Source organism: Streptococcus sp. 27098_8_82 (assembly GCF_041431615.1).
Classification (GTDB): domain Bacteria; phylum Bacillota; class Bacilli; order Lactobacillales; family Streptococcaceae; genus Streptococcus; species Streptococcus sanguinis_K.
Map to the genome: position 1 here is coordinate 251,532 of NZ_JAPVYB010000001.1, position 12,557 is coordinate 264,088.

10 protein-coding genes are annotated in these 12,557 nt (G+C 45.6%); 9 read left to right on the plus strand and 1 reads right to left on the minus strand.

Annotated features, from left to right (window positions below):
• The first annotated feature begins 266 nt into the window (after positions 1–266).
• The 9 genes from yycF (at position 267) to ftsY (ending at position 11,029) form a co-directional block, all read left to right on the plus strand.
• Positions 267–968 carry a response regulator YycF gene (gene yycF / locus O3627_RS01265; RefSeq protein ID WP_002894937.1) on the plus strand — a complete coding sequence of 234 codons (702 nt, stop codon included), beginning with the start codon at positions 267–269 and terminating at the stop codon, positions 966–968.
• Positions 961–2,307: a cell wall metabolism sensor histidine kinase VicK gene (vicK, locus tag O3627_RS01270; RefSeq protein ID WP_002894938.1), complete on the plus strand. Its 1,347-nt coding sequence runs from the start codon at positions 961–963 to the stop codon at positions 2,305–2,307. Before yycF ends, vicK begins: the two co-directional genes overlap by 8 nt.
• 9 nt (positions 2,308–2,316) lie before the next feature.
• On the plus strand, positions 2,317–3,117 hold the full coding sequence (locus O3627_RS01275; RefSeq protein WP_002906094.1) for an MBL fold metallo-hydrolase: 801 nt from the start codon (positions 2,317–2,319) through the stop codon (positions 3,115–3,117).
• A 91-nt stretch (positions 3,118–3,208) separates the two neighbouring features.
• On the plus strand, positions 3,209–3,568 hold the full coding sequence (locus O3627_RS01280) for a YbaN family protein (protein WP_002906095.1): 360 nt from the start codon (positions 3,209–3,211) through the stop codon (positions 3,566–3,568).
• 121 nt (positions 3,569–3,689) lie between these two features.
• Positions 3,690–4,388, plus strand: coding sequence for a ribonuclease III (gene rnc, locus O3627_RS01285; RefSeq protein ID WP_002899941.1), 699 nt, complete (start codon positions 3,690–3,692; stop codon positions 4,386–4,388).
• On the plus strand, positions 4,379–7,915 hold the full coding sequence (smc, locus tag O3627_RS01290; protein WP_371621239.1) for a chromosome segregation protein SMC: 3,537 nt from the start codon (positions 4,379–4,381) through the stop codon (positions 7,913–7,915). The genes rnc and smc overlap by 10 nt, the downstream gene beginning before the upstream one ends.
• Position 7,916: 1 nt before the next feature.
• Positions 7,917–8,711, plus strand: a complete 795-nt coding sequence (locus O3627_RS01295) for a Cof-type HAD-IIB family hydrolase (RefSeq protein WP_371621240.1) — start codon at positions 7,917–7,919, stop codon at positions 8,709–8,711.
• Positions 8,711–9,529 (plus strand): Cof-type HAD-IIB family hydrolase, encoded by an 819-nt coding sequence (locus O3627_RS01300; protein ID WP_371621241.1) that lies wholly within the window; start codon positions 8,711–8,713, stop codon positions 9,527–9,529. The genes O3627_RS01295 and O3627_RS01300 overlap by 1 nt, the downstream gene beginning before the upstream one ends.
• Before the next feature lie 3 nt (positions 9,530–9,532).
• Positions 9,533–11,029: a signal recognition particle-docking protein FtsY gene (gene ftsY, locus O3627_RS01305; protein WP_371621242.1), complete on the plus strand. Its 1,497-nt coding sequence runs from the start codon at positions 9,533–9,535 to the stop codon at positions 11,027–11,029.
• Positions 11,030–11,080: 51 nt separating this feature from the next.
• Here the strand turns inward: ftsY and zwf are convergent, their stop codons facing one another.
• On the minus strand, positions 11,081–12,541 hold the full coding sequence (zwf, locus tag O3627_RS01310; RefSeq protein ID WP_371601528.1) for a glucose-6-phosphate dehydrogenase: 1,461 nt from the start codon (positions 12,539–12,541) through the stop codon (positions 11,081–11,083).
• Positions 12,542–12,557 lie beyond the last annotated feature (16 nt).

Here is a 12,557-nt window from a genome sequence, read left to right on the forward strand (position 1 = left end):
ATGAGTATTTCCATTTAGGAAAAAAATTTTTTAGATGAGAATTGTCCATTTTCTACAAATGTGGAATAAAAATGGCTTGAATTAGTGTTTTTTAAGAAAACTTTGGTATAATAAGACTAGATAAATAAATAAAATTGGATTGGGAGTCTAGCTAGGCAAACTAGATTGCCTTTTGCACGTGTTGATGCAGGACGACTTAGCTGACTATGTCACAACTTTTCTATCATGGAGTTGATTCAATCCCAATCTTATGTTAAGGTGAACATATGAAGAAAATATTAGTTGTAGATGATGAGAAGCCAATCTCAGATATTATTAAGTTTAATATGGCCAAGGAAGGCTATGAGGTTTTGACTGCTTTTGATGGTAAGGAAGCCTTGGAAATGTTTGAAGCAGAACAGCCAGATATCTTGATTTTGGACTTGATGCTGCCAGAAGTGGATGGATTGGAAGTGGCTCGGACTATTCGTAAGACCAGCAATGTTCCGATTATTGTATTGTCTGCTAAGGACAGTGAGTTTGACAAGGTTATCGGCCTTGAAATCGGTGCAGATGACTATGTGACTAAGCCTTTCTCAAATCGTGAGCTGCAGGCGCGTGTCAAGGCACTTCTTCGTCGGGCAGACCTTGTTGTGGAAAACCAAGTAGAAGAAAGTGGCCCGAACGAGCTGACCATTGGGGAACTGCAGATTTTGCCAGATGCTTTTGTTGCTAAGAAGCATGGCAAGGAGCTGGAGTTGACTCACCGCGAGTTTGAACTTCTTCACCATTTGGCGACACATATCGGTCAGGTGATGACACGTGAGCACTTGCTGGAAACAGTATGGGGCTATGACTATTTTGGCGATGTCCGTACAGTGGATGTGACCATTCGCCGCCTGCGTGAAAAGATTGAAGATACGCCAAGCCGACCTGAGTATATCTTGACTCGCCGCGGAGTTGGCTATTATATGAGAAATAATGATTGAAGCAATTAAACAATTTGTGATTTCTGCGGATTTTGTCTTTGCAATCATTATTATCGGCTTCATTGTAGTTGTTGCCTTGCTTTTATTGGAAAATCGCCGGGATAATCAAAAGCTTGTACAGCTTAATCAAAAGGTTAAAGATTTGATTGCAGGTGACTATTCTGAAGTGCTGGACATGCAAGGGAGTCCAGAAATCACAGATATGACCAACAGTATCAATGATCTTTCAGAGGTCATTCGACTGACACATGAAAACCTTGAGCAAGAAACAAAACGCCTTTCCAGTATCCTGTCCTATATGACAGATGGCGTGCTTGCGACTAACCGCCGGGGGCAGATTATCACTATCAACGATATGGCAACCAAGCAGTTGGGAGTTAAGAGAGATGAGGTCCAAAATATGAGTATTTTGGATCTGCTTTCGATTTCAGACGAGTATGATTTGCGGGACCTGATTACCAATGTTCCTGAGCTGACGATTGATTCTCAGGATGAAAATGGTGAGTACTTGAGTTTGCGGGTTCGCTTTGCCTTGGTAAGGCGGGAGTCGGGCTTTATTTCTGGTTTGGTAGCTGTCTTGCATGATACGACAGAGCAGGATAAGGAAGAGCGGGAGCGTCGCCTCTTTGTCTCCAACGTCAGCCATGAGTTGCGGACTCCGCTGACCAGTGTTAAGTCCTATCTGGAAGCCCTGGATGAGGGAGCTTTGTCTGAGCCAGTAGCACCGGACTTTGTCAAGGTATCGCTCAATGAAACCAACCGCATGATGCGGATGGTGACGGACTTGCTTAGTCTGTCCCGTATTGATAATGAGACCAGCCATCTGGAAGTGGAGTTGACGAACTTCACGGCCTTTATTACCTTTATCCTCAATCGCTTTGACAAGATAAAAAATCAAGACGAAACTAAGAAATATGAGATTATCCGTGATTATCCTATAACACCGATCTGGGTAGAGATTGATACAGATAAGCTGACCCAGGTCATTGATAATATCATGAACAATGCCATCAAGTATTCGCCGGATGGTGGAACCATTACTGTTTCCATCAAGACAACGGATGAGCAGTTGATTCTCTCTATTGCAGACGAGGGACTAGGAATTCCCAAGCAGGACTTGCCTAAGATTTTTGATCGCTTTTATCGAGTGGACAAGGCACGCAGCCGCGCACAGGGCGGAACGGGTCTGGGGCTGGCTATTGCCAAGGAAATTATCAAGCAGCATCAGGGCTTTATCTGGGCTAAGAGTGAGTATGGTGTGGGCTCGACCTTTACCATTGTCTTGCCTTATGAGAATGATGGCGTCCGGGATGACGACTGGGATAATGAAGATATATAGAAAGTAAACATGACTAAAGGATTTCAATACAGTATTCTGGCGTCAGGATCAAGCGGTAATTGTTTCTATCTGGAAACAGACCAAAAGCGGATTCTGGTTGACGCTGGCTTATCAGGCAAGAAAATTACGAGCTTGCTGGGCGAAATTGGCCGCAAGCCTGAGGATTTGGATGCTATTTTAGTGACTCATGAGCACAAGGACCACATTCATGGCGTTGGAGTGTTGGCCCGCAAGTATCATCTGGATATTTATGCTAATGAGGCTACTTGGAAGGCTATGGAAAAGGACTTGGGCAAGCTGGATGTTAGTCAAAAGCATATCTTTGAATTGGGCAAGACCAAGACCTTTGGAGACTTGGATGTGGAGAGCTTTGGTGTCAGTCATGACGCAGTCTGTCCACAGTTTTACCGCTTCATGAAAGATGACAAAAGCTTTGTCATGCTGACGGATACGGGCTATGTCAGTGACCGGATGGCTGGGATTATCGAAAATGCCGACGGCTATCTGATTGAGAGCAACCATGATATTGAAATTCTTCGCAGTGGTGCCTATCCTTGGAGTCTTAAGCAGCGGATTCTGTCGGATATGGGCCACTTGTCCAACGAGGACGGAGCAGAGACCATGATTCGGACTCTGGGCAATCGCACCAAGCGAATATATCTGGGACATCTCAGTAAAGAAAATAATATCAAGGAATTGGCTCACATGACCATGGTCAATCAACTGGCTCAAGCTGATATGGCAGTCGGTCACGACTTCCAAGTCTATGATACCTCGCCTGATACCGCAACGCCTTTGACGAGTATTTAAACGCCAGACCGAAAGGTTTGGTTTTCTTGCTCTAGTGCGGTATCCATTATATATTTAAAAAGTAACGGTTTTATTTTGCAAAGGAGCTTGTATGCGACCAATTTACTTTGTGGTAGGTCTCTTATCTTTAGGGTTAGGAGTTTTGGGGATTTTTCTGCCTCTCCTGCCTACGACACCATTTCTTCTATTGTCCATTGCCTGCTTTTCGCGCAGTTCAAAGCGTTTTGAGAATTGGCTCTATCATACAAAGATGTATCAGACCTATGTGGCAGATTTTCGAGAGACAGGAACGATTGCCAAGGAGCGTAAGAAAAAGATCATCGTTTCCATCTATATCTTGATGGGCATTTCCATTTTTCTAGCGCCTATTATTTGGGTCAAGATTGGTCTGTTGGGTCTGACCATTTTTATCACCTATTATTTGTTTAAAGTAATTCCGGATAAGGAATAGAAATCACTGTCAGCAGGTGCGTTTGCGCCTGTTTTTTGTTATAATAGAGACTGTATATCTTTGGAAAGGAAAAGGTATCATGCTGCTTATCTGACTGAAGTCAGCATGATGTAAAATAGTAATGGAAAATTTGAAAAAAGCATTGCTGGAGCAGTTTGACTTGGTTTTCTCTGATGAGACCTTGTTGGAAACAGCTTTTACCCATACGAGCTATGCCAATGAGCACCGCCTCTTAAAAATTTCACACAATGAACGCTTGGAATTTTTAGGAGACGCTGTTCTGCAACTGATTATTTCGGAGTATCTTTATACCAAGTATCCTAAGAGACCAGAGGGCGACTTGTCCAAGCTGCGCTCCATGATTGTTCGGGAGGAGAGCCTGGCAGGCTTTGCCCGTGATTGTCAGTTTGATCAATTTATCAAGCTGGGACGCGGAGAGGAGAAGTCTGGCGGCCGGAATCGTGATACGATTTTAGGAGATTTGTTTGAGGCCTTTTTAGGTGCCTTGCTCTTAGATAAGGGTGTGGAAGCAGTCAAAAGCTTTCTCTATCAAGTCATGATTCCTAAGGTGGAAGCGGGAGATTTTGAGCGGGTGACGGACTATAAGACCAAGCTGCAGGAGTTGCTGCAGATTAATGGTGATGTGGAAATTACCTATCAGGTCGTCTCCGAGACAGGGCCGGCTCATGCCAAAAATTTCGAGGTGGCTGTTCTTATCAATGGCCGCAAGTCCGGTCAAGGCCAGGGGCGTTCTAAAAAGCTGGCCGAGCAGGAAGCTGCTAAAAACGCATTTGAAAAGGAAAGTTCTTCATGTTTTTAAAGGAAATTGAAATTCAGGGCTTCAAGTCATTTGCTGATAAGACTAAAGTTGTCTTTGATCAGGGAGTGACTGCGGTTGTTGGGCCAAACGGTTCCGGCAAGTCCAATATTACGGAGAGCCTGCGCTGGGCCTTGGGAGAGTCCAGTGTGAAAAGTCTGCGGGGCGGCAAGATGCCCGATGTGATTTTTGCGGGAACAGAAACCCGCAAGCCCCTTAATTACGCATCAGTGGTAGTGGTTCTGGACAACAGCGACCAATTTATCAAGGATGCTGCCAATGAGATTCGGGTGGAGCGTCACATTTACCGCAGCGGTGACAGTGAGTATAAGATTGACGGCAAAAAAGTCCGTCTGCGCGATGTCCATGATCTCTTCATGGATACTGGACTGGGACGAGATTCCTTCTCCATCATTTCCCAAGGGAAGGTTGAGGAAATCTTCAACAGCAAGCCAGAGGAACGTCGGGCAATCTTTGAAGAAGCTGCTGGAGTGCTTAAGTATAAGACACGTCGTAAGGAAACGGAAAGCAAGCTTAGTCAAACTCAGGATAATCTGGATCGACTGGAAGACATTATCTACGAGCTGGAGAGCCAGGTTAAGCCCTTGGAGAAGCAGGCTGAAACTGCTAAGCGCTTCTTGAGTCTGGATGGCCAGCGCCGAGAGCTTTACTTGGATGTTTTGGTCGCTCAGCTGACAGCTAACAAGGAAAAGTTGACTCAGGCTGAAGAAGATTTAAGGAATATCCAGCAGGAGCTGGCAGCCTACTACAGCAAGCGCGATGAGCTGGAAGTTGAAAACCAAACCTTGAAGGCCAAGCGCCATGAGCTCAATCAAACTTTGTCTGATGATCAAGCTAGTTTGCTGGAATTGACCCGCTTAATCAGTGATTTGGAGCGGCAGATTGACCTTTCTAAGTTGGAGTCCAGCCAGGCAGCGACGAGCCGCCGGGAAAATGAAGAGCGTTTGGCCACTTTGTCAGAAAAACTGGCTCAGATAGAAAGCAACATAGAGGACAAGCAGGCTGAATTGAGCCAAATAGCTGCCAAACTGAGTGACAATGAGCAGTCTATCTCTGCTTTGGAAGCAGAATTAGCAGACTTCTCAGATGATCCAGACCAGCTGATTGAACATCTGCGTGAGCAGTATGTCAAGCTCATGCAGGAAGAGGCAAATCTTTCTAATGACTTGACTTCTCTGGAGAGCCAGCTGGCTAGCGAGCTTAAACTAGCTGAGAGCAAGAAGGCAGACTATGCTAAGCTGCAGGCTGATTTGAAGGCTAGTCAGGCGCAGGAGCAAGCTGGTTTGGAGGAGTTGGAAATTGCTCGCCAAGCCCTCAAGAATCTACTAGTAGACTACCAAAGTCAGATCCAGTTAGTAGAGAAGCTAGAGGCTGATTATAAGCATCAGCAGACTAAGATGTTTGAGCTTTTGGACGACCTCAAAAACAAGCAAGCACGTTCCAATAGCTTGGAGGCCATTCTTAAAAATCACAGCAATTTCTATGCTGGGGTTAAGAGTGTGCTGCAGGAGGCTGGCCGTCTAGGTGGCATTGTTGGAGCTGTTAGCGAAAAGCTTAGCTTCGATCCCCACTATCAGACAGCGCTGGAAATTGCGCTGGGAGCCAGCAGTCAGAATATCATCGTGGAAGATGAGGCGGCAGCGACTCGGGCTATCGAATTTCTGAAGAAAAATCGGGCTGGCCGAGCAACATTCCTACCTTTAACAACCATCAAGCCGCGTCAGCTGCCTGACCATAACCGTGCTACGATTGAAAAAAGTGCTGGTTTTCTGGGACTAGCCTCTTCTCTAGTCAGTTATGACCCATCGTTAGACAGTATTTTTCAAAATCTGCTGGGAACGACCGCTATTTTTGATACAGTGGAGCATGCCCGAGCAGCGGCTCATCAAGTGCGCTATCAGGTTCGTATGGTGACTTTGGATGGAACAGAGCTTCGGACTGGCGGTTCCTATGCCGGTGGTGCCAACCGCAATAACAATACTATCTTTATCAAGCCGGAGCTAGATGCTTTGCTTGAGGAGATTAAGCAGAAAAATGTCAGCTTGAAAGAGCAGGAAGAAGCAGTGCAAATTCTGCAAAACCAGCTAAGTCAGGCTAAGCAGGTATTGGAACAAATCAAGACAGACGGTGAGCAGGCTCGCTTGGCTGAGCAAAAGGCTAATCTAGCCTATGAACAGTTAGCCAAGCGCGTAGAAGAGCTCACAAGTCTGAAAAATCTACAAGAACAGGAGTTGGCTGATCAATCTGCTTTGGATATTTCAGAAGAGAAAGACCGACTGCAGACCCGCTTGACCGAGGTTGAGCAAGAAAAAACGGACATCACTGCAGAAATAGAGCAGGTTAAGTCAAACAAAGATGCTGTTCAGGCTCGTTTCGACAAGCTTTCCTCTCGCCTAGCAGAACTCAAGCTCCAGCGGACAGAACTGACCTCCAACCAACGCTTTGAAAAGAATGACTTGGAACGTCTGTCCGAGGAAAAAGCCAGCCTTGCAAAAGAGCAGTCGACCTTGGAACTTTTGATGGAGCAAAAGGAGCAGTCCAGCTTGCAAAAGGTGGATATTACGATTCTGGAAGGTCAATTAGAGACCGCCAAGCAAGAAAAGAGTGAGCTGGATCAAAGACTGATTCGTCTGAAATTTGAGCTTGAAGATTTAGAAGGTCAGTCTGACGATATTGCCAGTCGTTTGGAGCAAGCCCGCCATCAAAATGAAGAATTGATTCGCCGGCAAGCCAAGGCAGAGGCAGAAAAGGATAAGCTCATGGATGTCATGCGCCGTCTGGCAAGCAATCTGACAGATGACTATCAGATGAGCTTCGAAGAAGCGAGCAGCCAGGCTCGTCCGTTAGAAAGTTTGCCAGCTGCTGAAAGCCAGGTTAAGGATTTGGAAAAAGCCATTCGAGCTTTAGGTCCGGTCAATCTGGAAGCAGTTGAGCAGTTTGAAGAAGTCAGCAACCGTTTGAACTTCCTCAACGAGCAACGAGACGACGTCCTATCAGCTAAAAATCTGCTCTTAGAGACGATTGAAGAGATGAATGACGAAGTTAAGGAACGCTTTAAATCAACCTTTGAAGCCATTCGTGAAAGCTTTAAGGTGACTTTCCGTCAGATGTTTGGCGGTGGTTCTGCAGACCTGATATTGACGGAGGGAGACTTGCTGACGGCAGGTGTAGAAATCTCCGTACAGCCACCGGGCAAGAAGATCCAGTCGCTCAATCTGATGAGCGGTGGCGAGAAGGCCTTGTCAGCTTTGGCTCTGCTTTTCTCTATCATCCGTGTTAAGACCATTCCTTTTGTCATCTTGGATGAGGTAGAAGCAGCGCTGGACGAGGCTAATGTTAAACGCTTTGGGGATTATCTCAATCGATTTGACAAGGACAGCCAGTTCATCGTGGTCACTCACCGTAAGGGAACCATGTCAGCTGCAGACTCTATTTACGGAGTTACCATGCAGGAGTCTGGGGTTTCCAAGATTGTCTCGGTCAAGTTAAAAGATTTAGAAAGTATGTAACATGAGTATAAAATTAGTAGCAACGGATATGGATGGCACCTTTTTAGACAGTAAAGGTCAGTTTGATATGGACCGCCTCAAGCAAGTTTTGGCTCGCTTTAAAGAAAAAGGCATGTATTTTGCCGTAGCCAGCGGGCGCGGCCTCTTGTCGCTGGAAAAGCTGTTTGAGGAAGTGCGCAATGAGATTATTTTTATTGCTGAAAACGGCAGTTTGGTGGAATTTCACGGCGAGGATCTCTATGAAGCAACCATGCCTCGGGACTTTTACCTCAAGGTTTTTGATAAGCTGCAGGAATCTCCCTATGTCAATGTCAACGAGCTGCTTCTAACGGGCAAACGTGCCTGCTATGTCTTGGAGACTGTGGATCCGACCTATCTTTCTTTCAGTGCTCATTATAATGAAAACATTCAAAAAGTAGCTAGCCTGGCTGATATCGACGATGATATTTTCAAGTTTACGACCAATTTTGCTGAGGACCAAGTCGCAGCTGGTGAAGCTTGGGTCAATGAGAATATCGATGGAGTCAAGGCCATGACAACTGGCTACAAGTCCATTGACATCGTTCTGGACCATGTGGATAAGGGGGTTGCCATTGTCGAGCTGGCCAAGAAGCTAGACATAGATCTTTCTCAAGTCATGGTTTTTGGTGATAATCTCAATGATTTGCACATGATGCAGGTGGCTGGCTATCCGATTGCGACTGAAAATGCTCGCCCTGAGATTTTAGAAGTGGCCAAGGAAGTCATCGGCCACCATGATGCTCAGTCGGTTATCACTTACATGGAGGGATTATAATGTCAGATATAAAACTGATTGCTCTGGACTTAGATGGAACTCTCCTGACTTCAGACAAGAAGATTTCTGAGCGTAATTTAGCGGCTTTAAAAGCAGCTCAGGCCAAGGGAGTTAAGGTAGTTCTGACTACTGGACGCCCTCTTAAGGCCATGGACTTTTTCCTGCATGAGCTGGGAACAGACGGTCGAGAGGATGAGTACACCATTACTTTTAATGGTGGTCTTGTTCAGCGCAACACTGGAGAAATCCTCGATAAAACAGTCTTTTCTTATGATGATGTAGCCCGGATTTATGAGGAGGCGGACAAGCTCCATATCCCGCTTGATGCTATCTGCGAAGGACTTGTCTATCAGATTCAATCCGATCAAGATTCGCTTTATGCTCAGTTCAATCCTGCTCTGACCTTTGAGCCTGTTGATTTCAGCGACTTATCCAGCCAGCAGACTTACAATAAATGTGTCACTGCTTATGCTCAAGAACCACTGGATGCGGCTATTGAGCAAATTTCACCGGAATTATTTGAGCGCTATGAGATTTTTAAATCTAGAGAAATGCTGCTGGAATGGTCCCCTAAAAATGTCTATAAGGCTAATGGTTTGGAGAAACTGATTGCCCATTTAGGCATTGAGAGAAGTCAGGTCATGGCCTGTGGTGATGAAGCCAACGATTTGTCTATGATTGAGTGGGCTGGTTTGGGAGTGGCCATGCAGAATGCAGTAACCATCGTCAAAGAAGCAGCCAATGTGGTGACACCTATGACCAATGATGAGGATGCAGTGGCTTGGGCTATTGAAGAATATGTACTAAAGGAGGATTAGCCGATGGGATTATTTGACCGCCTTTTCGGCCGAAAAAAGCAAGAACCGCCGATTGAAGAAGTTGTCAAGGAAGCATTGGAAAACATTGATGACCTTGGAGAAGAAACAGCACCTGCTCCAGAAGCAGGAGAAAATCTTGAAGCGGAAGCTGTTCAGTCCTATCAGGACAAGCAGCAACTTGATGACCAAATTTCGGATACAAAAGATAGTTTGGCTGATGTTGAAGAGCCAGCATCTCAAGCCATCCAAGAAGAAAGCAAGGAGCCAGAGCATGAAAGAGAAATTATTGCAGAAAATCAAGAAATGGCTCAAGGAGCAAGTCAGACTGAAGAAACTCTAGAAGAGCATCATGCTGAGAGCAGTGACGAAACGGTAGAAGAAGTTGTTGAACAAGCAAAGCTGTCGGATGAAGCATCTTCTTATGACGAGGTGGCAACCGATTCAAATAATGAGTTCGAGCCAGAAACAGCTGAGGAGTCACTAACAGAATCAGAACAGGTCGTTCAAGCAGCTGATGTTGCTGAAGAATCAGAAGCAGCCGCTACAGAAGACCATGCTGAACTTCCTCAAGAGGAATCCACTCAGGAAAAATATGACCGCAGCCTAAAGAAGACTCGGACAGGATTTGGAGCACGGCTCAATGCCTTCTTTGCTAATTTCCGCTCAGTAGATGAAGAGTTCTTCGAAGACTTGGAAGAGCTGCTCATCACTAGTGATGTAGGGGTGCAGGTAGCTTCCAGTCTGACTGAGGAACTACGCTATGAAGCCCGTCTGGAAAATGCTAAAAAACCAGCTGCTCTACGCCAGCTGATTATTGAAAAATTGGTGGACATTTATGAGAAAGATGGCCGCTTTAATGAAAAAATCAATTTCCAAAACGGTTTGACTGTCATGCTCTTTGTTGGGGTCAACGGAGTTGGTAAGACCACCTCTATCGGTAAACTAGCCTATAAGTACAAACAACAAGGCAAGAAAGTCATGTTGGTAGCAGCAGATACATTCCGAGCTGGAGCGGTGGCTCAGTTGGCTGAATGGGGCCGGCGCGTGGATGTTCCAGTAGTAACGGGACCTGAGAAGAGCGATCCTGCCAGCGTGGTTTATGATGGTATGGAGCGTGCTCAGGCAGAGCAGGTTGATGTTCTTATGATTGACACGGCTGGTCGCCTGCAAAATAAGGACAACCTCATGGCGGAGCTGGAAAAAATTGGCCGCATTATTAAGCGGGTGGATCCAAAAGCACCGCATGAAACTTTCCTAGCTCTCGATGCTTCAACCGGTCAGAATGCTCTGGTTCAGGCCAAGGAATTTTCTAAAATCACTCCAGTCACAGGAATTGTACTGACGAAGATCGATGGGACTGCTCGAGGCGGGGTTGTGTTAGCCATTCGTCAGGAATTGGATATTCCGGTGAAGCTGATTGGCTTTGGAGAAAAGATTGATGATATCGGTGAGTTTAACTCAGAGAACTTTATGAAAGGCCTGCTTGAAGGCTTAGTATAAAACAAAAAACCAGTACGAGTACTGGTTTTTTATATTAAAAATTTTAAAATCTTACTTATTTGGAGACCATTGCCAGTCAGCTCCAAATTCTCTAAGGAGTTCAAAGGAAGCATCTGGTCCCATAGAACCGACAGGATACTCATGAAGAGGCACTTCGTTGCTACGCCATAGCTCTTCAATCTGATCAATCAGCTCCCAGCTGGAACGCACTTCATCCCAGTGGCTGAAGTTGGTTGAGTCATTGTTAAGGACGTCAAAGATTAATTTTTCGTAAGGATCAGGGGAAGCACCGCTAGCTGTTGCGTCTGTTCGATAGTCCAGAGAGAGAGGAGCTAAGCTGAAGCGTTCACCGACCTCCTTGCCATTCATGCTGAGTGAGAAGCCCTCAGTCGGCTGGATATGAATGGTCAGAACATTTGGCGCTAATTCCTCACCAAAGATGGACTCCATCTGCTTAAAGACGATATTGACAAGAGTGCCTTTTTCAGTGAGACGTTTACCAGTCCGGAAGAAAAATGGAACATCACGGAAACGCTCGCTATTTACAAAGAAAGCCCCTGAAGCAAAAGTCTCGGTCATGGAGTCAGGATTAACATTAGGCTCGCTTCGGTAGGAGATGTATTTCTTACCTTTGACCGTGCCTGACTTATACTGACCGCGGATAAAGAAGCGTTTTAAGTCATCTTTGTCGGGCTGTACCAAGCGTTCAAAAACTTTGACTTTCTCTGCCCGAATGTCCTCTTTGCTGAAGCTTTTCGGCTTGTCCATAGCTAAGAGTGATAGGAGTTGCAAGGTATGATTCTGCACCATATCCCGTAGAGCACCGGACTGGTCATAGTAACCGCCGCGTTCTTCGACACCAAGCTTTTCTGCAAAGGTAATCTGGACATTGTCAATGTAGTCACGATTCCAGATGTTTTCAAAGAGAAGATTGGCAAAGCGGATAGCGAAGATGCTCTGAATCATTTCCTTGCCTAGGTAATGGTCAATACGGAAAATCTGTTCTTCATCAAAGGCTGCTAAGAGTTCTTCGTTAAGTTGGCTGGCAGTTGCCAAGTCTGTCCCGAAAGGTTTTTCGACAATCAAACGTTCAAAGCCTTTGCCGTCTACGATATTTTCAGACTTGAGGTGTTTGGCAATGGTACCGAAAAATTGCGGAGCCATGGACAGGAAGAAGAGTTTATTGTGCTCGGCTTGGTACTGCTCATTGAGTCGGCTTTGAAGCTTGCGCAGCTCAATGTAGTGCTCGGTATCCTGCACATCATGGCTTTGATAGTAGAAGTGGCTGGCAAACTCTTGGGCTTGCTCTGGACTGTCAGCTAAATCAGCGATTGCTTCGACAACGACAGACTCAAAATACTCCTTGCTCCAAGGCCGGCGGGCTGTTCCAATGACTGCAAAATGCTTGGAAAGATTGCCAGACTTATAGAGCCTGAAGAGGGATGGATAGAGTTTTCTTTTAGCCAAGTCACCGCTGGCTCCGAAAATTGTTACAATAACTTTTGAAGACATCCTGATACCTATTTTC

Bases quoted from the DNA above. Each gene is read 5' to 3' on its own strand.
- yycF (WP_002894937.1), top strand. From the start codon at position 267: ATGAAGAAAATATTAGTTGTAGATGATGAGAAGCCAATCTCAGATATT.
- vicK (WP_002894938.1), top strand. From the start codon at position 961: ATGATTGAAGCAATTAAACAATTTGTGATTTCTGCGGATTTTGTCTTT.
- O3627_RS01275 (WP_002906094.1), top strand. From the start codon at position 2,317: ATGACTAAAGGATTTCAATACAGTATTCTGGCGTCAGGATCAAGCGGT.
- O3627_RS01280 (WP_002906095.1), top strand. From the start codon at position 3,209: ATGCGACCAATTTACTTTGTGGTAGGTCTCTTATCTTTAGGGTTAGGA.
- rnc (WP_002899941.1), top strand. From the start codon at position 3,690: ATGGAAAATTTGAAAAAAGCATTGCTGGAGCAGTTTGACTTGGTTTTC.
- smc (WP_371621239.1), top strand. From the start codon at position 4,379: ATGTTTTTAAAGGAAATTGAAATTCAGGGCTTCAAGTCATTTGCTGAT.
- O3627_RS01295 (WP_371621240.1), top strand. From the start codon at position 7,917: ATGAGTATAAAATTAGTAGCAACGGATATGGATGGCACCTTTTTAGAC.
- O3627_RS01300 (WP_371621241.1), top strand. From the start codon at position 8,711: ATGTCAGATATAAAACTGATTGCTCTGGACTTAGATGGAACTCTCCTG.
- ftsY (WP_371621242.1), top strand. From the start codon at position 9,533: ATGGGATTATTTGACCGCCTTTTCGGCCGAAAAAAGCAAGAACCGCCG.
- zwf (WP_371601528.1), bottom strand. From the start codon at position 12,541: ATGTCTTCAAAAGTTATTGTAACAATTTTCGGAGCCAGCGGTGACTTG.